The organism is Salipaludibacillus sp. HK11 (assembly GCF_047795645.1).
GTDB lineage: Bacteria > Bacillota > Bacilli > Bacillales > Salisediminibacteriaceae > Salipaludibacillus.
In genome coordinates, this window is sequence record NZ_CP181045.1 from 1,303,566 (window position 1) to 1,326,989 (window position 23,424).

Below are 23,424 nucleotides of genomic sequence, written 5' to 3' on the forward strand. Positions count from 1 at the left end.
AAAACCGTCAAAAGAATTACTCTTTTAACGGTTAAAATATTTTAAAATAGTTTACCATCTTCTGGTGGTTCTTCCTCTAGACTTGATTTTTCAGGACGTTCCCCTTTTTCAACCCAAGAATCCTTGACTTCTCCAGTTGAGTTCGTATCAAATAAGAATGACCCATTTGTATAACGATCATTTGATCTAATAGTTCTTACCTCTACCGATCCTTCAGTATTATCTTCCATTTGAACGTGAACTGTATCAAAAGAACCTAGTACATGAACAAAAGCTACTCGATGAGGATTACGTTTTAATTCTTTTATCATTACCATTCCACGCTTTGCCCTAGTCGTTTTTTCAAAAGAACTTAAACTCATTTTTTTGAAAGAAGACCGCTGCGTCAATAAGAAAATCCATGGTTTGTCATTTGCATTGAAAATTTGACAACTCATAACTTCATCATTTTCTTTTAAATTAATCGCTTTTACACCTGCGGTTCGTTGGCCAGTCGTTCCAACCTCTTCTTCGCCATACCATAATCCATAACCAAATTTACTTGCCAGAAAAATGTCTTTCTGTCCATCAGTCAACGACACATGAACAAGTTCATCATCTGGTTTTAATTTTACTGCCATTAGTGCTTTTGAATGTCTTTGTGCTTTGTAATCTTTTAATACTGATCTCTTAATCATCCCATTCTTTGTTGCAAACAATAAATACCGATCGTCTTCAAACTCTCGAATCGGAATTGCATGGATGATATCATCATTCTGATCCATCGAAACTAAGTTAGCAACATGTTGACCGCTATCTTTCCAACGATTCTCGGGTAACAGGTGCACAGGTAAGAATAGATATGAGCCTTTTTTGGTAAATAGTAGCAACGTATCAGTCGTATTGATTTCCATCGAATGGACTAGCCTATCAGAATCTTTCATACTAGGTAGTTCACCATTAGAAGCCGAATAAGAGCGAATGCTAGACCTTTTCACGTAGCCGTCTTTTGTCACTGTTACTCTAACATCCTCAGATGGAACGATCACTTCTAGATTAATTTGTAAATCTTCTATTTCTGCTTCAATCACTGTTTTACGATCATCATCATACAATTTTTTTATTCTATTTAAGTCTTTCTTAATTTCATGTATGAGATTTTTATCACTAGCCAAGACTGCCTCTAACTTTTCGATTAATTTTTTTAGCTCGTCTGCCTCTTCTTGTAATGTTGTAATATCCGTGTTGGTTAAACGGTATAACTGTAAATTTACAATCGCTTCTGATTGAGGTTCTGAGAACTGGAACTGCTCTTGCAGGCGATCTTTTGCATTTCTTTTGTCAGTCGATGAGCGAATTGTACTAATCACTTCATCTAAAACAGAAATCGCCTTTATTAGCCCAACCACGATATGTGCCCGTTCTTTTGCCTTCGTTAAGTCAAAATTGGTTTGTCTTGTTAGAACTTCTTTTTGATGCGTAATATAAGCATCAAGCATTTCCTTTATTCCAAGTTGCAACGGTGTTTTCTTGAAAATAGCAACCATATTAAAGTTGTAGAAAACTTGTAAATCCGTATTTTTATATAAAAAATGAAGGATTCCTTTACCATCTGCTTCTTTCTTTAACTCAATAATAATTCGTAACCCAGTACGATCGGTATCATCGCGAACTTCTGCTATGCCATCTACTTTCTTATCAAGTCGAAGCTCATCCATTTTTTTGACTAAATTTGCTTTATTTACTTCATAAGGAATTTCTGTAATGACAATTTGCTCTCTACCACCACGAAGCGCTTCAATTTCAGCTTTGCCTCGCAAAATAATTCTCCCTTTACCTGTTTCATATGCTTTCTTTAATCCTTCAACACCTTGAATCGTTCCCCCGGTTGGGAAATCTGGTCCCTTAATGTACTTCATTAAATCATCAATAGTACAATCAGGATTCTCCATTTGATGAATCGCTGCTTTGATTACTTCGCCTAAATGATGGGGCGGTATATCTGTTGCATACCCACTTGAAATCCCTGTTGAACCGTTTACAAGTAGATTCGGATAACTTGCAGGTAATACAACTGGTTCTTCTTGAGAATCATCAAAGTTTGGCATGAAATCAACTGTATTTTTTTCAATATCACGAAGCATTTCAGAAGCAATCTTGGAAAGGCGTGCCTCTGTGTAACGCATCGCTGCTGGCGGATCACCATCGACCGAACCATTGTTACCATGCATTTGCACGAGTTGATGCCTCATCTTCCAGTCTTGACTTTGTCTAATCATCGCTTCATATACGGATGAATCACCATGAGGATGATAGTTACCAATAACGTTACCAACGGTTTTAGCTGCTTTACGAAATGGTTTATCAGACGTATTTCGATCAACGTGCATCGCATAAAGAATTCTTCGCTGTACTGGTTTCAGACCATCTCTAGCATCCGGTAGAGCCCTGTCTTGTATAATATATTTACTGTATCGTCCAAACCTATCCCCTAGAACATCTTCAAGAGGAAGGTCTAAATATCGCTCTTTCTCTTCCAACGATTACTCCTCCTCTGTGACTAATAAATGGTCATTATCTAAAATATTTGTATCTTCATCTAATCCGAATTTAACATTTCGTTCAATCCATTTCCTACGAGGTTCCACTTTATCACCCATTAACGTAGAGATATGTCGCTCAGCGCGTGCAACATCATCAATCGTTACTCGAACCAACGTTCTAGTTTCAGGGTCCATAGTTGTTTCCCACAATTGAGTAGCATCCATTTCACCAAGACCTTTGTAACGTTGTAAAGTATATCCTTTTCCAACAAGATCAATAGCACCTTGCAATCCATTTTCATCCCATGCATATTCAACTTTTTCCTTTTTTCCAACACCTTTACTTACTTTATAAAGCGGAGGTAGGGCAATATAAATGTGACCCTTCTCAATAAGAGGAAGCATGTATCTGTAGAAAAAAGTAAGTATCAGTACTTGAATGTGGGCTCCATCAGTATCCGCATCTGTCATGATGACAATTTTATCGTAGTTAATATTTGTCACATCAAAGTCCGGACCTACATCTCCACCAATGGCATAGATGATTGTGCGTATTTCTTCATTTTTCATAATGTCGGCTAATTTCGCTTTTTCCGTGTTAATTACTTTTCCACGGAGTGGAAGTACTGCTTGGAATTTTCGATCACGACCTTGTTTAGCTGAACCACCTGCTGAATCACCCTCGACTAAATACAATTCATTTTTAGACGCATTTTTAGACTGAGCTGGCGTGAGTTTGCCACTTAATAACGCATCTTTCCGTCTATTTTTTTTACCGCTTCTCGCATCTTCTCTCGCTTTTCTTGCTGCTAACCTAGCTTGTGAAGCTTTTATTGCTTTTCGAATAAGGTTATTACTAATGTCTGGCTTTTCTTCTAAATAGAAAGCTAATTTATCAGATATAACATTGTCCACAGCTGAACGGGCCGCTGGTGAACCTAGTTTCCCTTTTGTTTGCCCTTCGAATTGTAGCTTTTCTTCTGGAATTCGAACGGAGATTATTGCCGTGAAGCCTTCACGAATATCATTACCATCAAGGTTTTTATCTCTGTCTTTTAAGAGCTGTAGTTTTCGTGCATGTTCATTCACAGCTCTTGTCACTGCTGCTTTTGCACCTAATTCATGTGTTCCACCATCTTTTGTACGAACATTATTAACAAAAGACAACATGTTTTCGGTATAACCATCGTTATATTGAAAAGCAAAATCAACTTCGATTTCTTCATGCTCTCCCTCAAATGATACTATTGGATGAAGGGTTTCTTTCTCTTCATTTAAATAACCAACAAATGCTTCTAAACCTGTCTCAAACTGAAATATTTCTTTTTCGTTATACTGATTAGATCGTTCATCACTTAATTCTATTTTGATGCCCTTTAGTAAGAAAGCTGCCTCGCGCAGTCGCTCAGCTAATGTATCATAGTGGTAAACAATCGTATTAAAGATAGATGGGTCCGGTTTAAAGTGAATCGTCGTTCCCGTTTTTCGAGTTTTCCCTATCGTCTCTAGAGTTGTTGCTGGTTTTCCACCATTCTCAAATCTTTGTCGATATACGGAGCCATCCCGATGAATTGTCACTTCTAGCCACTCTGACAGAGCATTCACTACAGAAGCGCCAACTCCATGTAGACCACCACTCGTTTTGTATCCACCTTGACCGAATTTCCCCCCGGCGTGAAGTACCGTTAAAATTACTTCAGACGTAGGCTTTCCGGTTGAGTGCATTCCTGTAGGAAAGCCTCGTCCCTCATCCATCACACTAATACTGTTATCTTTATGTATTTTGACGGTTATAGTTTTACCGTGACCAGCTAAAATTTCATCAACTGAGTTATCAACAATTTCAAATACAAGATGATGAAGTCCGCGATGGTCTGTACTACCTATATACATGCCTGGCCTTTTTCTGACCGCTTCTAATCCTTCAAGTACTTGAATGGCATCGTCATTATACTCAAATTCTTTTTTTGTGGACAATGCTTTAAACCCCTCTCTATTTCATTCCGTTCTTTGCCTAGTATCTAACATAACACAACTAAACCGTTGTTTCGATAACTATCCATGAATAAACGCGGAAATGATTTTATCAATCATACTAAAAATAAAGGGAAAGTATAGTATTTGTCAACTTTTTTTCTACCTTACTCATCTAGATTGACCCTATTTTAACAAAAAAAAACACCCTATAGAAGGGTGCTTTTTCATCAAATAAAGCGCATACATTTGCAGGATTAACAAGTATCGGCTTTCCTTTAGTAGAGAAATGTGACAAGCTCACATAAAATTTAAGCAAATTGGAATTTCTGACTATTTGATTAAGATCGCGTGTTCAACCTTAATGCATCGGTCCATAATCACTGTTTTCCCTGCTTCTTGTGCAATTTTATAAGCTTCTTCGTCAGCTAAGCCTAGCTGAGTCCAAAAGACTTTAGCATTCGTTTTTGCTGTACTTTTAGCAATATCAACTAAAAATTCTTTTCTGCGAAAAACATTAACGATATCAATTGATCCCTCAATTTCTGTTAAGCTGCTAACTGCTTTAATCCCAAACACCTCATCGATAGACGGATTCACCGGTATAATCTGATAGCCCGCATGAATTAAAGCTTCAGCAATCTGATAAGACGTCCGTTCTGGATTTTTGGATAAACCAACAATCGCTATTCGTTTTGATTCTTCTAATATTTTTTTAATTTCTTCTCTAGTTGGGTTTTCCACCATCAATCACTCCATTTTCTTATTTGACGATCATGACTGGACATTGAACTCTTTTGGCAACTTTGTGGCTTACACTGCCTAACACCATTTGTTGCAACTGATTCAAACCACGACTGCCTAGAATAACCATGTCATATTCCTTACTATTAGCTTCTCGTACAATCGTTGGGCCAGGTTCTCCGAAAGTATGTAGAATAGTCATAGGGATATTTTCTTTTTCAATCATTTCTTGAATAGGAAATACCCTTTCCTTTTTATGGTTTGGTATTTCACGAGAATTAACTCCCTCGTCCATGACATCAGATCGTGAAGGAACATCATTTAGTACATGGATTAGCGTAATTGTTGCTCCCTCTGTCCATTTAGCTAAATAAACAGCTCTCTCTGCTGCTCTTTTTGAATGAGGTGAACCATCAGCTGCTAGCAATATTTTTTTAAACATTGTACCATCCCCTCTCCCTATAGTGTTTCCACATATTTCTATTATAGCGGATAAACAGAAAAAAGGAACAGGGGATTCTTATGGTTTTTACATCAATTCTGTGAAGTTAAGTAATTAACATTTAATAGGACACTTTTATTTCTGGAATAGCGCTTTTTCAATCAAGTATTCTCGAGCAATATCACTAGCATCCGCATCATTTTCATCGACCTGATAATTCATCTCTTGCATTTCTTCTTCGGTAATCATACCTTCTAGTTGATTAAGTATCTCTTCAATTTCCGGATGCGCGATTAACACTTCCTCACGAAATAACGGAGCTCCATTGAAAGGTGGGAATAGATTTTCATCGTCTTCTAATGCTACTAAATTATATTCACGCATATAAGAATCTGTTGAATAAGCATCAATTACTTCTGCATCTCCTGATACCAACGCTCCTAACCTTAACCCTGGATCCATCGTTTGTACATTTGAGAAATCAATCTCGTAGACTTCTTGAACACCAGGATATCCATCTTGACGATCTGAAAATTCTACGGTGAATGCAGCGGTTAAGTTATCTTCATGAGCCTTTAAATCTCCAATTGTTTGTAAATTCAAATCTACTGCCATTTCTTCTGTTACAGCGAGAGCATACGTATTTTGATACCCTAATGGCTCTAAAAAAACTAATTGATGCTCTTCATACATGCCATCTCTTGCTTGCACATAAGCTTCTCGTTCATCGTTACTTACTGCTTCCTCCCCAAGTAAATCAGCAATCGCTGTTCCTGTGAATTCAAAGTACCCATCTACATCTCCGGATAACAATGCTTGAAAAGCAACATCAGTTGTGCCAATTCCGGGTTCTAAAATTACGTCATAAGTGGTGTCTTGTTCGATTAAAAGTTTATACATATTAATTATAATTTCAGGTTCAGCACCCAGTTTACCAGCAATAACTATTTCTATCCTTTCATCTTCTCCAAACGAACTAACTACGTTTACAATTGGTGGGGTTACAACCAATAATAAGGCAGCTCCTACGACAACGATTATCGGTGTGAGAGAAGATCCTTGTGATTTCTTCTCTGTTATTCTTAGAATAGTATCGATAAATAATGCAAGGATCGCAGCAGGAATCGCTCCCAATAAAATATAATAATTATTGCTTCGATTAATGCCAAGCATGATAAGATCACCAAGTCCACCAGCTCCGATTAATGCAGCTAATGTTGCTGTTCCAACTATGAGTACCATCCCTGTTCGAATACCTGCCATGATCATTGGCATAGCCAGTGGAAGTTGTACTTTCTGTAATTGCTGTAAAGTCCCCATTCCCATTCCACGAGATGCCTCCATCAAAGCAGGGTCAACTTGGTTTAACCCTGTATATGTATTACGTAAAATTGGCATCAGCGCATAAGCAGTTAGTGCAACGATCGCAGGTGTCGTACCAATACCTAAAAATGGGATTAAAAAACCTAACAAAGCTAAACTAGGAATCGTTTGAAGTACTGCGGTTGCCCCAATAATCGGCTCAGCACCTTTGCGATAATGACTCAACAGGATTCCCAACGGCACCGCAATAAATACTGCGATTAACAGCGATATTAAAGACATTTGAATATGTTCCCAAAGAGCCGAGATAAGAAGATCTTGTCGATCGTTCATCAGTTGAAAAAAGCCCTGTATTGAAGCTATATTCATGACAATGCTCCTCCTTTTGTATTCAACTCACCACTCTCAAGATACAGTGCAATATCCTTGTAGTTAAGTTGTCCTTTGTAATCCATATTATCGAAAACAGCAACAGAATCGCTCTCTAACTGTTTTAATATTTGAAGAGCTTCCTTCACTGTATTATCTGAGTGTATATACGTAGATTCATTTATCGATGAAGACGAATCCGCTTGAATTAATGGGAACATTTCAGATACTTTTGCAGCCCACAGATCTTTTCGTCCACCCAAGAATTCACGAACAAATTCATTTTTTGGCGTCTGCAGTATGGTAGATGGTTTATCAATCTGAACAATACCTCCTTCTTTCATCACGCAGATACGATTACCTATAGCGAGTGCTTCGTCGATATCATGAGTAACAAATACAATCGTTTTTTTGATCTCTTGTTGTAATTTGACAATATCTTGTTGCAATTGCTCGCGACTGATAGGATCTAGAGCACTAAAAGGTTCATCCATTAAGACGATATCAGGATCTCCAGCTAACGCACGCACTACACCTACTCTTTGCTGCTGACCTCCAGATAACTCACTCGGTTTTCGGTTACGATATGTATCAGGATCTAATCCTACCATGTTAAGTAGTTCACTCACACGTTCGCGAATAGCCTGTTTGGACCATTTTTTTAATTCAGGTACAATCGCTATGTTCTCCTCTATCGTCATATGAGGAAACAAAGCAATTTGCTGGAGGACATAACCAATGTTCCAGCGTAATTTTTTGATATTTGTTTGTAAAATGTTTTTATCCTGAATTAAAATTTCTCCTTCAGACGAGTCAATAAGCCGGTTAATCATTTTCATCGTCGTCGTTTTTCCACATCCGCTCGGACCTATAATAACGAACATTTCTCCTTCATTCACTTTAAAACTGACGTTTTGAACGGCCCTTGTACCGCCTGGAAACTCCTTCGAAACATTGATAAATTCAATCATGTATAGACCAACTCCTCGTCATTTATCGTGATATAAGCTTCATAATATTGTTAATTGTATTAACTTAAATTCACTTAATACAAAAAAACTAAACCTAGAAAAGCTTAATTAAAGCGTAGACTCACCTTAATAATAGTTTATATTATTTAGTTCAAATAACTTTAATTAAAAAAAGAAGCCACAAATTCGATGATTTGTGACTTCAAAAATAAAATTAAAGGTCGATCTTGTATACTTCTCGATACTTTTCTTGTAAATAATTAATAAGGTGCTCAGGATTAATCCCTTCACCTGTTGCATCTTTTAAAATTTCTAATGGCTTTTTACTTTTACCATATTGGTGTACGTGTTTTGTAAACCATTCTTTAATTGGTGCTAAGTCACCTTGTCTTAACTTATTATCATAATCCGCGATATCATGAAGCATCGCTTTCTTTAATTGTGCAGCGTAGACGTATCCAAGAGCATAAGAAGGGAAGTATCCAAAAGCTCCACTAGGCCAATGAACATCCTGTAGAACGCCTTCGCTATCATTCGATGGGCGCACGCCTAACATTTCTTCCATTTTATCGTTCCAAGCCTGAGGGAGATCTGCAACTTCTAATTCTCCGTTTATTAACGCTTTCTCCAACTCATATCGTACAATGATATGAAGAGAGTAAGTCATTTCATCAGCTTCAATTCGAATAAGTGAAGGGCCAGCAACGTTTATACCTCGATAGAAAGTCTCTAAGTCAACGTCATCAAATTGATTTTCAGAATACTTTTTCAACAGATCATAGTATTTTTCCCAAAAAGCGAAGTTACGTCCAACGAAATTTTCCCAAAATAGAGATTGTGACTCGTGTATCCCCATGGATGTTCCAGTACAAAGCGGTGTACCGATGTATTTCTCATCAATGTTCTGTTCATAAAGGGCATGACCACCTTCATGAATTGTTCCAAATACTGCCGTACGGAAATCACTTTCATCATACTTGGTTGTCACACGAACATCTCCAGGATTTAGACCGATTGCAAATGGATGAACCGTTCTATCCAATCTACCAGCAGCAAAATCATATTGCATATTTTCAAGAATTTCACGACTAAGTGCTTCTTGTTTGTCGGCTGGGAAATGTTTAAACAAGAAATCAGTTTCAGGCTGATCTTTTGCTTCTGTCACTTGTTTCACTAGAGGAACGAGAGCTTCTTTTAATTTACCGAAAACGTCATCGATAATATCAACCGTAAGTCCTGGTTCATAATCGTCTAATAGCGCGTTATATTTATTACCCTCGTATCCTTTCCAATCGACATATTTCCGATTATAGGCAACAATTTTTTCTAAATACGGCTGAAATGACTTGAAGTCGCCATCATTCTTTGCAGACTCCCAAGCAACTTCAGCATTGGAAGTAAGAACGACATAATCTTTAAATTCTTCTGGTGGGATATTTTCATATTTTATTAATTGGTTTTCACATTCTACTACCGTTGCTTTTGAAATATCTGTTAGCTGAGTCCACTCTGATTCTTGACGTAAACTCGTTAGATAAGACTTCATTTCGCTTGATGTGGACATTCTAAATACTTCAGAAGAAATAGACCCTAATACTTCTGATCGCTGTGCTGCACCTTTTCTCGGGGCTCCTGTTCGTAAATCCCATGCTATTAAGCCTGCCGCCTCAGTATAATGGCTAATTTTCTTCACATAATCTAGAAAGTCTTGCTCATTTGTTGTTATTTCGCTTGTCATTAATTATGCTCCTTCCGATTCGATATATTACGTAAATTTTACGGAATCCTTTAATTGAAGATCCGTACCTTTATCATACCTTTTTTTAATATGAAATTCATTAAGGTGATCTTGAAGCGGAATTTCTATTCGTTTGTTATACTTTAGTTAAAGTGCCCTCTATGACATGCTTCATCATGAAAAATCATGAAAGGAGAATTGAAATTGAACCTAACGATTACAGATAATGCATCAACTTTTTATAAACAAGAACTAAATCTATCAGAAGGGGATTCGCTCTCGTTTTTTGTACGAGTGGGCGGAGTTGGTTCCGGAGGTTTTTCTGTCGGCATTAGCTTCGGATTACCTGATACAGATTATCGTAGTAAAGAACAGCATGGTATTTTCTTTTGTGTTGCAGAAGATGATCAGTGGTATTTCGACGGAATGGTCATTGATTACCAAGAAGATTATGGTGAAGTTACTTTTGAAAATAAAAGATTGACAGATGTAATAAATCCAAACTAAAAGCTGGAAGAACGTACTTCCAGCTTTTTTAATATTGATGTAAAGTACTACCCTCCAATATGTGACATCTCAATTTTTTTAATTTGTTTTTTATCGGTATGTTTCAAACGTTCTGCTGAATATTGATCATCTCTGTTTTCCCAAATATATTGAATATGCTTCGCTACTTCATCGTCACTTGCTCCTGAACGTAAAACATCACGGAGATCATGTCCATCAGATGCAAAGAGACAAGTAACTAGTTTACCATCAGCGGACAACCGAGCTCTTGAACAGGTCGAACAAAATGCATCTGTTACTGATGAAATAATTCCGATCTCATGGCCATTCTCCTTGAACTTAAAACGATTAGCGACTTCTCCTGTATAATTTGGATTAACAGGTTCAATAGGCATTTCTTCATTTATCATCGAGAAGATTTCTTTTTTACTGACTACGTGGTTTAGTTTCCAACCATTCGCATTGCCAACATCCATATATTCAATGTAACGAAGAATGACATTCGTGCCTTTGAAATAACGAGCCATTGGAAGAATATCGTCTTCGTTCATACCACGCTTAACGACCATATTCATCTTCACACCTAAACCTGCATCTTCAGCAGCTTCTATACCTTCTAATACTTTATTTACGCCTACATCACGTCCATTAATATAACGGAATTTCTCATCATCTAATGAATCAAGACTAATTGTTACTCTTTTTAACCCAGCCTCTTTTAGTTTTTTTGCGTGTAAGGGTAAAAGAGAGCCATTCGTTGTCATAGCAATATCATCTATTTCCTCAATTTGATTAAGCATCGCTATTAATCGAGAAACTTCGTGCCTCATTAATGGCTCTCCACCAGTGATTCTTAATTTCTGTATTCCTGCTCTTTTAGCTAATATGGTTGAAAGCCTCGTTATCTCTTCAAACGATAAGATCTCTTTTTTCGGTAAAAATTTAAAATCTTTATCAAAAATTTCTGCCGGCATGCAATAACGACATCGGAAATTACAACGGTCAGTTACGGAAATTCGCAAATCTCTTAACGGTCTCCCTAATTTATCTATCATGGAATGGTCCATACAAACAACCCCCTATACTCCTCATTATACGTTGTTACAAATTTGAAGTACAAGGGGTTCTGGCCATGTTTCTTAATTTTACAATAACTTTACGTTGTGATTATCTTGTTTCCATATAAAATTATTCTCTCGCCTCGTCGATTTGGTGTGACAATCGATTAATCATTGTCGTTGAATGTTGCCAAGACTCATGATCCATATTAGACATCTTCGCACGTTCTAATTGTTCGTTTGCAGCAGTCAATGCTTTAACGGCATTATCTAATTGTTCCTCATCCATTGTTCTTGTAGCCTGCCCAACGGTTCTTTCTGCAGCTCTAATGGCTAATTCTATTTGTTCAATATTTTGGTAATCTTCTGTCATGTCTACCACCCTTTCTCCATAATTGAAAGACATATGTAGTATATGATGGTAAATGGCTAAATATTCTAAAAGAAAAACCTTTAGAGAGTAGACATTCAATTGTTAAGTAAAAAGTTTGTGGAGTACCTTCAGCACGAGACCGTTCACCTTCTGCTGTATTTATTCTAATTCTTCTTTCGTACTGTATAAGTTGGCTCCTCTTGTTACCCTTCTCTCCATTTTCCTGCTCGCATTGGGCACAAGACGCTTTCTCTTGTTACCCTTCTTTTCATATTTCTGCTCGCATTGGACACAAGACGCTTTCTCTTGTTACCCTTCTTTTCATATTTCTGCTCGCATTGGGCACAAGACGCTCTCTCTTGTTACCCTTCTTTCCATTTTCCTGCTAGCATTGGGCACAAGACGCTTTCTCTTGTTACCCTTCTTTTCATATTTCTGCTCGCATTGGGCACAAGACGCTCTCTCTTGTTACCCTTCTTTCCATTTTCTTGCTCGCATTGGGCACAAGACGCTTTCTCTTGTTACCCTTCTCTCCATTTTCCTGCTCGCATTGGGCACAAGACGCTTTCTCTTGTTACCCTTCTCTCCATTTTCCTGCTCGCATTGGGCACAAGACGCTTTCTCTTGTTACCCTTCTTTTCATATTTCTGCTCGCATTGGGCACAAGACCCTCTCTCTTGTTACCCTTCTTTCCATTTTCCTGCTAGCATTGGGCACAAGACGCTTCTTCTTGTTACCCTTCTTTCCATTTTCCTGCTAGCATTGGGCACAAGACGCTTCTTCTTGTTACCCTTCTTTTCATATTTCAGCTCGCATTGGGCACAAGACTCTCCTTCTTTTGCCCCCTTCTTTTCAAGACAGCTCTTCTCCACTCCCCAATAAATACAAAAGAGACTATCACCAAAAATACTTTTGGGACAGCCTCTATCTATTATCTTAAATTTATTTTTTTCGAGGTCGTTTACCCCAAAATTGATAAAAATCGGTCTTTATGTTGCCATTATAAAGTTTCCGTTTCTTTGTCGCTTTTGCGCCATACAGTTTCTCAAAATGCGGGTGGGACGTGATAATATAAACAGACCAAGTATCCATCGGTCGAAGTACTCGACCTAATTCTCGATACAAATTCTCTGCATATGATTTATCTTTCATCCGGTCCCCATAAGGTGGGTTTCCGATAACAACACCAGATTCATCTTCCGTAGAGAAGTCACTTATCTGAATTTGCTTGAAACGAAGTGCATCTGGAAAACCTGCTTCTTTAGCATTATTTTGCGCCAATTCAATCATTGTATGGTCAACGTCTCCACCAATGATTTGCAATGGTTGGTCGTACTTTGCTACATCCTCTGCTTCTTCCTGTACTTCATCAATCCATTTCTGTTCAAACCAATTCCAATTCTCGAAAGCGAAAGTGCGATTAATACCAGGCGCGATATTTTGACCAATCATCGCTGCCTCAATTGGGATCGTCCCTGAACCACAAAAAGGATCATACAGCGGTTTGTCCGCGTTCCAATTTGTCAGTTGGATCAATGCTGCTGCTAACGTTTCTTTCAGGGGGGCCTCATTATGCAAATAACGGTATCCTCGTTTATGTAGACCTGTTCCACTCGTATCAATTGTTAAGCTGGCAATGTCTTTATGAATAGCTACTTCAATTCGTTGAAACGCACCTATTTCTTCAAACCATTCTATATGGTAACTTTTCTTTAAACTTTCAACAACTGCTTTTTTCACAATAGCTTGACAGTCAGGAACACTGTACAACCGTGATTTAACAGACCGGCCAATAACGGGGAATTCTGAATCCTCAGAAATAAAGTCTGCCCATGGTAAAGCTTTTGTTTGTTCAAATAATTCTTCAAAACTTACTGCATTAAATTCCCCAACTAGAATTTTAACTCTATCCGCTGTTCGTAGCCATAAATTAGCACGCGCAATTGCTTTAAAATCAGCTTCAAATATGACTTTTCCGTTTTCAACCGTCACATCCTTATAGCCTAACTGACGCACCTCATTCGCTACAATTGCTTCTAAACCCATTGCTGCCGTGGCAATTAATGTTATTTTATTCATCATAATCAGTCCTTTCTAAACCCATTTATAGTATACATTATGTATTAACAAAAAGTAAAAGCTCCACGATGGTAACCATCGTGGAGCCGAAACTTTAATAAAAAAGACGCCATTTGTGTTTTGTAAGCCATGTTCTGTCCCTCTGGTACTGCAAACGGGAGTCATCCCTCGTACGGAGGTGGTAATCATCTGTCTACAGAATTATCTGTCCCTTGGTCCGTTGAATTCCTTCTCAAGGGTTCCCCTACCTTATTTTGGGTTTCTCACTCGTGGGGTTTACCTCGTTCCACTCTGTTCGTTTCCCAACAGACTCCGTCACTGTGGCACTTTCAAGGATCTTTTACCATATTCAAGAGAACGTAGGTAAGTCTCCTGCCGTTAGCCTGTTAAACAGACTCCCCTGACTTATGACTTCATCAGGCACGAACACTACAATCAATCTCAGATTGTGTGAGCATGGACTTTCCTCAACATCAAAATGATGCAGCGATTACCCAAACACAAATAGATGTCGTCTAAACAACACTATATATCATACCACATTTATATCGAAAAAATCAATCGGATAATTTATCCAATGAAAGTTGAATTGCACGTTTGGCCAACAAATCTGCCTCTTTATTAGATTTTTTTGGAATCCATTTGATAAATACATGCTCAAAGTGATTGTTTATATTCGTTAAAATCGTCAAAAGCAAAGGACGAAATGTCGGGTTTTTTACATATTCTTTTTCGATAGCATCTACAACTACTTTTGAATCCGAGCGGATTGAAATAATTGAGAATTGGTGATCGCGACAAATATCTAGCCCTCTAATACACGCATGAAATTCTGCTTGATGATTGGACATCTCACTTAAAGGAAACGCATGTCGTATAAGGTTTCCGTTCCCTTTAATAAATACTCCAGCACCTGATGGACCAGGATCACCAGCACTTGCACCATCAATATAAACTTCAATCAAATGGTGGTCTCCTTCCTCACGTTTGTTCCATCAATCGTAAAGTTTACTACCAAAAACGTGTTTTTCTAAATTAGATAATCTACGAAGAATATCATAATTCGTGTTACCTGTTGACGGTTGAGCTGGTTGTTTGCGTGTTTGTTCATTTAAAGTTGTTGTTTCTTTCTTTAATCGTTCTGTCTCTTTTTCCAACCAATCGATCCTATTTTCGAATGCTTCATAATCTTTAATAATATCATCAAGAAATTGATCTACTTCATCTTGGTTGTACCCACGCATGCTCGTTTTAAAATCTTTTTCATAAATCTCATTTTTAGAAAGTTTAGAGACTTGTTTTTTATCCATTATTGTTCACCTCATATGTACATTTCATTTAGTCTTATTTTTTCAGACAACTGTGCTCTTGTCAATTCCAGCTTTCGTCTTCCAGTAGTTCTCGTATCATATCTTCAATGTCATCAGGAGTTAAATAGAAGATTGGGTAGGTCTTTTGGCTTTGTTTTTTTAGAGCAGATTCTAGAAAAAATTTAGGTGTCCCTTCTGTCTCTTCATCATATAATACGAGAGAAGCTTCACTTTTCTCCACAACGAATTGATTCTTTAATCTTAGTTGTGCAGGGCTTTCATACTTACGTTTCGTAATAAAATCTTTGTAATCACTTTGGTTCCAAACACTGAAATACAACTTTTTAACAGCTTCTTGAAATTTCTCTTCTTGTTCAAAAAATGGTGCTAAAGTTGCCACTTTTAAATCAGGGTACTGATCTTTTAAATTGATCGCAGCTTCTGCCGCCCATAATTCCACTCCTGGTTGACCACTTGTTATAATCCACTTAATGTCATATTCTTCTTTTAATTGAGCAATTTTTTTGGATAGAGCTTTTTTCAAATAAGGTAATTGCTCATGTTTTTCATTAAAGATTCCTATTTCATGTGGTTTATAGCCAGTTATTGCGAGTACATCATACATGAGATAACGGACTCCTCTCTTGCATACTTACATTTCATTGTAGAACAAAAATGCCGGAAAGGCTAAACAAACTTTGCTATCGACATATATTTACAAAAAAGAGCGAACCAGCATAGAACTGATTCGCTACTTCATTGGAATCATCCAAAGAATCCACGTCTACTAGAACAAGGCTTTTGATTTGGCTGAAAAGCCCCTGCTACTTGATTCGGATATGCTCCTCCTGGTCCAGGTTGAAAAGCGCCTGCTACTTGACCTGGCGCTCCTCCTGGTCCAGGTTGGAAAGCGCCTGCTACTTGGCCTGGCGCTCCTCCTGGTCCAGGTTGGAAAGCGCCTGCTACTTGGCCTGGTGCTCCTCCTGGTCCAGCTTGAAACTGTCGATTAGTTATACGATTTACAGTTGATTCCGTTTGTGGGAAACTATGATAAAAATCATAGCGATGATTCACCACATTTGTCGTGTGTCTTGGATGAACAACGGGAACAACGTAATTACAATCAGTTTCCCGAACAGCTTGCTGAGTCGGGCAGACTTGAGTTTGTAAAACTTGTGGTTTATTACAAGGGCGAGGGCGGTGACAATTAAACATATGATATCCTCCTTTTTTAGATAGGTTCAATATCAACGTATGTTATCACCAAGAAACATGTACTAGTGTAATGACCTAATTTCACTGAAAAAGAACAAATGTACTGCCAATAACGATAAAAAATAAACAAAGAAATACTTTTACCATGTCTTCTCTCCCTCACACAAATTAATCAATTAAAATAATCTTACAGAAATAAATATAATGAATGTAGAGGAAAAGATCAATCATTTTTTCACTATACGACATGTTTTTACAAAAACTACATAGAATCACGAACTGCTATTCGGTAAAAATGAAAATATCAGCGAAAAAGCTGATATTATGCGCTTCCCCGGGAAATAGGCACATAAATTATCTAGAATATTCCGCTAAGTCTTTTGCATTTTTCACCTGGAAAAATTGATTCAATGTAAAAATATTTCGTTTTATCAACTCATCAATAAGATATTTAAGCACTTCAGAAGTCATGAATGCATCATTTAATGCATGGTGCCTTTCTTTCTCCTCAATATCAAAGCGGTTGACTAATTCATCAAGACTATTTTTGCTGTTTGGAAATATTAATTGTGCCATTTCGTACGTATCAATTACGACAGGCTCAAAACTAGGTAGCTCCCACCTTAGCGCCATTTTTTTAAGAAACGTCACATCAAAACTTGCAGGATGAGCAGCTATTACTGTCCCTTTTGCAAATTCATAAAATTGTAAAAAGCCAGTTGGAAACGACTTTCCTGAATTAATTGTTGCAAGTGTTAATCCTGTAAGGTCTCTTACTTCAAAAGATGGTTGTTTAACAGGACAAATAATTTCATAGAAGCTCTCAGGAAATTGAATGTGGTGGATGTTGATTTTCATCGCTCCGATTGAGAGCACTTCATCACCGATTTTAGGAAACAAACCTGTCGTTTCAAGATCAAACACAGTAAAGTTAACTTCAGTCATCGGCAAATTGAAGATATCAATAGTTGGTTCTCTAATTATTTCTTTAGATAACTCTTTAGTTATCAATTCATATTGACCGTGATTTTGCTTCAGCCAAGTTTTTTTATGTGCTAGGAATCGTGGCAGATGATAGAAAAAGTAGATAATAATTTGCATGACAGAAACTTTCATCATTAAAGTCCTCGATTCTTGGCGAAACTCATTTCACTCATTTGTTGAAGTCGCTTAGCGATAAAAAGTGATTCTTTAAGTTGCTTTCTTTCATCTTTACTTAGTGTAAGAGGGGCAATTGTATTTGAGAGAGGTTCACCACTGCGTATTTGTGAGATATTTGCTTGAATTCTAAAATAGTGTAAAAAATCCATCGCAAGTTTTGCATTTTTTACATCCCTCGGATGAAATAATTCCAATTTCTCTAGCTGATCTAATCGAGCAAACGTACTTACTTCTTCGATTCCGTAACGAATTGCATAAATTCTCACACCATTCACTACCTGCATCAATGCTGCCTTTTTAACATCTATGAGTTTATGTTTCCCTTTCAAAGAAATTCTTCCTAACGGATTAATAGGGACGCGAAACCGGATCGTATCTTTCATTAACATCGCATGTAGGGTTTTCCCTCGTTGAATAGGTTTTGTTACTGAATCTCGCAGTTTTTCTGCTAAGGTAAAGTCACCATAAACTGGACGATAATCAATAAATATCGTGAAATTACGCGTCTCCTGACTATCGGCTTTCTTAATCCATCTCTGGATCTCCTCTTTCCATTCATCAATCTCTCGGCACCATTTACGTTCTCTTGCCATAATTCCACCTGTACATTCAGGAAAACCACATTCGACTAGCGCTCCATTAACTTTAGCAGCAAAGCGATGAAAAAAATCTTCCACAGCTGTTTTATTAGGAAGATGTTGATAATTATCTAAAATCAAACCATTATCTTGATCCGTACTAAACGCTTGCTCTCGCCTTCCTTGACTACCCATCACCACAAAACAATAATTGACGGGAGGTTTCCCATACCCTTCGTTCTCCATCTCTTTCAATGAAAGTTTAATTACTTTACGATGAATTTGATCGTTATAATTGGAAATAAACTCACACACTTCCGATGGATGAGTCCTTTCCTGTAATAAAGCTTCTGTAAACAAGAGAAAGTCCGAGTTGTTCCGCGGAGATATATCGCTAATCTGCGATACTTTCTTCGCGTGTTGTAACTGATGAGAGAGAGTTAAATATTTTGAATCTTGTAATTGCAAAAAAGATTCAGCCATTAATGTCCCTACGACTTTTTCACCGTTCATCACTGGGACCAAATCAATATAATCACCTTTAAAAAAAGTCAGTACATCATAACTAAACGCATTCTCTTGAATCGTCTGCGGCTCCGTGTCCATCCATATATGGACTGGCTCCTTCTCTCCACCTTGAAGCAATGCGCGAATAATTTGGTGGTGTGTTATGACTCCTCGAAGTTCTTTATCCGGATTTGTTACAACTAAGCCTGCTGTGTTCCATTCAGTAACGAGCCTTGCTGCCTCTTTTACCGTTTGATGATCATGAATCAATCTTGCACGCTCCATGATCGTATGAACACGCGTTCTAAATAAGCCAATATTCTCGCGATCAGTCACATGTCGTTCTTTTTTAATTTCATCATATAGTGACTTCATCCTTTCGCCAATGCTGGATAAAATCACTTCTGAAAAAGCTTCGTTTTCTGTTATGATTTTAAGAAGCGTATTTTTACGAAATTTGACCGTTTCACAATGTTCCAAAGCCTGAACAGAAAAATTCATTTGTCCACCTGCGAGCAAGATCATTAATCCAATCAAATCACCAGGATAATAAAAACGAACGGAAAATTGTTGGCCATTCTCAAGATGAAGTACATTTTTTGCAAGCCCTTTTAAAAGAAAAAATACTTCTACTTCTTCATCATCTTCATGAAAAACAAATTCATTTTGTTCAAATGTTTCGCGGTTCGAATCTTGAATCATTGTTTGAAACTGTTTATCACTTAAAAGTTCGAAAGGGAAAGACTTTCTGATCACCGATTGATACGATGCGTTTTCAGCCATGTTTTTCTCCCTTCTCCAATCGTTTTTGTCTCTTTTTATTCAACCGATTTAAACGATTGTTTAAATCGGTTAATTGTTTTGCGGATTTACCTTGAATTATTCTGTTTGTTTTCTTTAATTGATGATACCCTTCTTGTGCATAGTAGATAGCTTTATCAATATTTTTTTCAACGTGTTCGGCTAATTTCGATAATTCAATCCATGCGTCTAATGGTGGAAATGTCCCTTGGTTAAGAGATATTTCTAATAAACGAATGGCTTCGTGATTTTTCCGCAACTTTTTATTTAATAGCCCGAGTCGATAGTAGCCTTGAGAAAATGGTTTTGTTGATCTTTCTATCGCATATTGAAAGTGATACTCAGCCATTTCATACATCGTTAACTTTTCAAACCAATCAGCAATATAGTAATGCTCCATGGCCGTCGTCGTAACTTCATTCGAGAAAAACAGTTTCATGGTGATCTCTTGATATAAATACGCCAAAGACCGAACATCTTGATCGTTATGTTCTATCACTCCTATCAAATGGTTTGGATCGTTATCATGCAAATAATCAAAGTACAAAAGAGGAGCTAAACTACCTGGTGTATCGTTTGTTCTTGCTATATTCAGCTTATGTTCCTCAACGACTGACAATCGACAAGAAGGCAATTCATGCTTCCATAATCGACGTGCACTATGAAGCAAATCAATATGACCGAATTCAGGTAGTTTCGGTAACTCCTTACGAATGAAAGCATGTCGCGACTTGACCTGCGGCCAGTCGAAAGATTTTCCATTATACGTAACTAAGTAGTCATCTTCAGCAAAGTCCTCTAAAAAACCTGATAGAAAGGCAGCCTCATTTGATGGACTTTCTAATAAATGTTGCGTGACTTCAATCCCCTCATCTTTCAAACGTGCATATCCTATCAAGAAAATAACATTGCCGGCGCCAGTTGAAAGTCCAGTCGTCTCTGTGTCAAAAAACAGGAGCCGATCTAATTTCTTACCATGGAAAGACAACGGATGCGTTCTTACATTGTCACCAAAGAACGCTTTTAACTTATTCATCGATATGAGCAATTTCTGATCTCGCTCTTGATCATATGTATATAAAATTCTCTTTCGATAAGAACGCTCTCCGTCAAAATAAAACGGGACAAATCCCATATCTGATAGAATACTTTCGGGCGATTGTTTTTGCTTTGTTGCTTTTTCTTCATTTTGATTTTCTTTCAAAGGAATGTTAGGATTTTCGTCAACTTGCAAGTGTTTTTTCATACGAAGAAGCTTCGATTTTATACCCATTCTGATCACCAACCTACAATTAACTCATGGTCTATCTATTTTATCATACACTTGCCGTTTTCTAAGTTTCTTGTTTGTTATTCATAAGTGGCAGCTTGACTCAATAACTTTAGGACCCATTTCTTCACCTGTGAATCAGAACTTGTCCCAGCAATGCCGACACAGGAAGGACACCCACCTTCACAAGAACAGTTCCAAACAAAGTCAAGACACTCACGAATAATCGCATCGATTTGACTATATACACTCTCACTAAGTCCAATTCCACCTGGGTAACGATCATATAAAAATACAGTCGGTTGCTGTGAATGAATCGCTTTTACTTCAGGAACGGCATGAAGATCATGTCGGTCGCACATGACATGAACGCAAGAAACATGTTGGAGTACGTGAGCCATCCCCATTAGCACTTGTTCAACCACATCTTCTCCCTCGCTCTCAAATGTTTTCTCAGAAAACATCCACGCAAGACCATTTGAATGAAGTTCTTGCTCAGGAAGATGGATCTTCCCTGACCCGATATTCTCAAACGTTTCAAGCTTGATTTTTTTAAAAATCGTTGCCATAGCCGTTACCATCACGTCACCATACTCCACCGAATGTTCACCAATCGGCTTCTGTTTATCAATATCAAGGACTTTTAGCTTTACAGCAACGTTTGCGTCGGTAAAATATTCTACATCAACTTCACGAACAAAGGCTTTCTTTTCATCCCAATCCAAATACTCGACTTGGTACTGGGTTCCCTGATGAAGGTAAATTGCCTCATCGTGCAGCAATGTCATCGCACTAAATGTATCCATTTCACCAATTACGCGATGTTTTTGTCTTGTCGATTGATCAATAATTACGACATTCTCCTGCGCGGCTGATCGAAGACTAATATTGTGAGCAGGAAAGGCATCGTTCATCCAAAACCATTGATTATTATTCTCGTGAAGCACACGTTCCTCTGTTAAATATTCAAGAATTTCTTCCACCTCCACCCCATCGAACAGATCACCTCGATTAAATGGAAGTTCATAAGCAGCACATTTCAAGTGATCAACAAGAATAATCAAATTATCTTTGTTAATCCTTGCTGTTTCAGGAGAGCCTTCAAAGAAAAACTCTGGATTTTGAAATAAGTATTGATCCAACGGGCTAGAATTGGCAACCATAATTACAATAGATTCATCTTGTCTTCGTCCAGCACGGCCTGCTTGCTGCCAGCTTGAAGCAATTGAGCCTGGATAACCATTCATCACACAAACTTGAAGTTGTCCAATATCAACTCCTAATTCGAGTGCATTTGTACTAACGACTCCAATCGTTTCGCCACTTCTTAGGCTCCGTTCAATTTCTCTACGCTGTTTAGGTAAGTATCCACCTCGATAACCACGAATCGACTGCCGATTCATATCATCCTTAACGAACTCTTGTAAATGACTAAGAATTATTTCAACACGAACGCGACTTCGAGCAAATACAATCGTTTGAATTTTTTCCTTTAAAAATCGAGTTGCTATTTCGTTAACAACTTTTGTTCCATTTTTACGAATGTTCAATTGTTTATGGACAATAGGTGGATTATAAAACACAAAATGCTTTTTGCCTTTAGGCGCTCCATTGTTATTTATTAGCCTAACCGGTTCCCCGATCAATTCAGAAGAAAGTTCTTTCGGATTCGCAATCGTTGCTGATGTACATATAAATGTTGGCTTACTTCCATAATAGGCGCAAATTCGTTTCAAACGACGAATTACATTCGCCACATGAGAGCCAAATACACCGCGGTACGTGTGTAATTCATCTATGACGACGGTCTCCAAATTCTCAAATAATGAAATCCATTTTGTATGATGAGGTAAGATAGCAGCGTGTAGCATATCAGGATTTGTAATCACGACATGACCCGCTTTTCTAACGACCTGTCTTATGTTTGCTGGTGTATCCCCGTCATACGTGTAACTATTAATATTCACTTCCATCTCATTAATAAATTCATTTAGTTCTGCTTTCTGATCTTGAGCCAAAGCTTTGGTAGGAAAAATATAAAGAGCTCTACCTGATGGTTTATTCATATGTCTTTGCAATACAGGTAAGTTATAACACAACGTCTTTCCTGATGCAGTCGGCGTAACTGCTACGACATTCTCTCCACGCATCACAGCGTCGTATGAACTCTTTTGATGTGTATATAATTGGTTCATTGAGCGTTTTTTCAAGGCTTGTTTGATATTGTTATCAATGTCAGAAGGTATTTCAACCGTTTTGGCTGCTTGTTCAGGAATTTCCTTCCAATATGTCACCTGATGATCTTTCCGTAATTCCGCGATCAGTTCAACTAATGATTTATTTCCAAACATAGTCTTCCCTCCTACTTCTCTCCATTATAACGAATATACGTTCGATAATCTAGCGTAATAGAAGGAAACATCTATTGTGAACAGTAAAATAACACCTAGCTTTTTAAAGCGGGTGTTATTTTAAAGTTTCG

19 protein-coding genes and 1 other RNA gene are annotated in these 23,424 nt (G+C 37.7%); 1 reads left to right on the forward strand and 19 read right to left on the reverse strand.

Translation table 11 applies throughout. From position 1 onward, the window contains the following. Positions 1 to 41: 41 nt before the first annotated feature. From parC to ACM26V_RS06485, 7 genes are all read right to left on the reverse strand, one after another. On the reverse strand, positions 42 to 2,519 hold the full coding sequence (parC, locus tag ACM26V_RS06455; protein WP_416150609.1) for a DNA topoisomerase IV subunit A: 2,478 nt from the start codon (positions 2,517 to 2,519) through the stop codon (positions 42 to 44). 3 nt (positions 2,520 to 2,522) lie between these two features. Then, positions 2,523 to 4,499 (reverse strand): DNA topoisomerase IV subunit B, encoded by a 1,977-nt coding sequence (gene parE / locus ACM26V_RS06460; RefSeq protein ID WP_416150610.1) that lies wholly within the window; start codon positions 4,497 to 4,499, stop codon positions 2,523 to 2,525. Between the two features lie 330 nt (positions 4,500 to 4,829). Then, entirely contained in the window at positions 4,830 to 5,246 is a 417-nt protein-coding gene (locus ACM26V_RS06465; RefSeq protein ID WP_416150611.1) for a CoA-binding protein, read from the reverse strand. A gap of 13 nt (positions 5,247 to 5,259) precedes the next feature. After that, positions 5,260 to 5,682 carry a universal stress protein gene (locus tag ACM26V_RS06470; protein ID WP_416150612.1) on the reverse strand — a complete coding sequence of 141 codons (423 nt, stop codon included), beginning with the start codon at positions 5,680 to 5,682 and terminating at the stop codon, positions 5,260 to 5,262. 135 nt (positions 5,683 to 5,817) lie between these two features. Further along, entirely contained in the window at positions 5,818 to 7,374 is a 1,557-nt protein-coding gene (locus ACM26V_RS06475; protein ID WP_416150613.1) for an ABC transporter permease/substrate-binding protein, read from the reverse strand. Beyond that, the gene (locus ACM26V_RS06480) at positions 7,371 to 8,345 is read right to left on the reverse strand and encodes an ABC transporter ATP-binding protein (RefSeq protein ID WP_416150614.1); all 975 of its coding nucleotides are present in this window, start codon (positions 8,343 to 8,345) and stop codon (positions 7,371 to 7,373) included. Before ACM26V_RS06480 ends, ACM26V_RS06475 begins: the two co-directional genes overlap by 4 nt. Before the next feature lie 214 nt (positions 8,346 to 8,559). After that, complete coding sequence (locus ACM26V_RS06485) at positions 8,560 to 10,083, reverse strand: carboxypeptidase M32 (protein WP_416150615.1); 1,524 nt, start codon at positions 10,081 to 10,083, stop codon at positions 8,560 to 8,562. Between the two features lie 204 nt (positions 10,084 to 10,287). Between ACM26V_RS06485 and ACM26V_RS06490 the strand changes: the two genes are divergently transcribed. Continuing rightward, positions 10,288 to 10,590 carry an iron-sulfur cluster biosynthesis family protein gene (locus ACM26V_RS06490; protein WP_416150616.1) on the forward strand — a complete coding sequence of 101 codons (303 nt, stop codon included), beginning with the start codon at positions 10,288 to 10,290 and terminating at the stop codon, positions 10,588 to 10,590. Positions 10,591 to 10,637: 47 nt separating this feature from the next. Here the strand turns inward: ACM26V_RS06490 and moaA are convergent, their stop codons facing one another. From moaA to ACM26V_RS06550, 12 genes are all read right to left on the reverse strand, one after another. Further along, positions 10,638 to 11,657, reverse strand: coding sequence for a GTP 3',8-cyclase MoaA (gene moaA / locus ACM26V_RS06495; protein WP_416150617.1), 1,020 nt, complete (start codon positions 11,655 to 11,657; stop codon positions 10,638 to 10,640). Between the two features lie 121 nt (positions 11,658 to 11,778). After that, on the reverse strand, positions 11,779 to 12,021 hold the full coding sequence (locus tag ACM26V_RS06500; RefSeq protein WP_416150618.1) for a DUF2564 family protein: 243 nt from the start codon (positions 12,019 to 12,021) through the stop codon (positions 11,779 to 11,781). Between the two features lie 942 nt (positions 12,022 to 12,963). After that, positions 12,964 to 14,100 (reverse strand): THUMP domain-containing class I SAM-dependent RNA methyltransferase, encoded by a 1,137-nt coding sequence (locus ACM26V_RS06505; RefSeq protein WP_416151806.1) that lies wholly within the window; start codon positions 14,098 to 14,100, stop codon positions 12,964 to 12,966. A 118-nt stretch (positions 14,101 to 14,218) separates the two neighbouring features. Beyond that, an RNA gene (gene rnpB / locus ACM26V_RS06510) (RNase P RNA component class B) lies at positions 14,219 to 14,602 on the reverse strand. A gap of 55 nt (positions 14,603 to 14,657) precedes the next feature. After that, entirely contained in the window at positions 14,658 to 15,065 is a 408-nt protein-coding gene (locus ACM26V_RS06515) for a reverse transcriptase-like protein (protein WP_416150619.1), read from the reverse strand. Between the two features lie 30 nt (positions 15,066 to 15,095). Beyond that, a complete protein-coding gene (gene gpsB / locus ACM26V_RS06520; RefSeq protein ID WP_416150620.1) occupies positions 15,096 to 15,410 on the reverse strand; it encodes a cell division regulator GpsB in 315 nt (104 codons plus the stop codon). Between the two features lie 61 nt (positions 15,411 to 15,471). Beyond that, the gene (locus ACM26V_RS06525) at positions 15,472 to 16,035 is read right to left on the reverse strand and encodes an SLOG family protein (RefSeq protein WP_416150621.1); all 564 of its coding nucleotides are present in this window, start codon (positions 16,033 to 16,035) and stop codon (positions 15,472 to 15,474) included. 140 nt (positions 16,036 to 16,175) lie between these two features. Then, complete coding sequence (locus tag ACM26V_RS06530) at positions 16,176 to 16,625, reverse strand: spore coat protein (protein ID WP_416150622.1); 450 nt, start codon at positions 16,623 to 16,625, stop codon at positions 16,176 to 16,178. A 354-nt stretch (positions 16,626 to 16,979) separates the two neighbouring features. Beyond that, the gene (locus tag ACM26V_RS06535) at positions 16,980 to 17,744 is read right to left on the reverse strand and encodes a PolC-type DNA polymerase III (protein WP_416150623.1); all 765 of its coding nucleotides are present in this window, start codon (positions 17,742 to 17,744) and stop codon (positions 16,980 to 16,982) included. Next, positions 17,744 to 19,654, reverse strand: coding sequence for a DUF294 nucleotidyltransferase-like domain-containing protein (locus ACM26V_RS06540; protein WP_416150624.1), 1,911 nt, complete (start codon positions 19,652 to 19,654; stop codon positions 17,744 to 17,746). The genes ACM26V_RS06535 and ACM26V_RS06540 overlap by 1 nt, the downstream gene beginning before the upstream one ends. After that, positions 19,647 to 20,918 (reverse strand): ribonuclease H-like domain-containing protein, encoded by a 1,272-nt coding sequence (locus ACM26V_RS06545; protein WP_416150625.1) that lies wholly within the window; start codon positions 20,916 to 20,918, stop codon positions 19,647 to 19,649. The genes ACM26V_RS06540 and ACM26V_RS06545 overlap by 8 nt, the downstream gene beginning before the upstream one ends. A 104-nt stretch (positions 20,919 to 21,022) precedes the next feature. Further along, positions 21,023 to 23,293: a DEAD/DEAH box helicase gene (locus tag ACM26V_RS06550; RefSeq protein WP_416150626.1), complete on the reverse strand. Its 2,271-nt coding sequence runs from the start codon at positions 23,291 to 23,293 to the stop codon at positions 21,023 to 21,025. Positions 23,294 to 23,424: the final 131 nt, after the last annotated feature.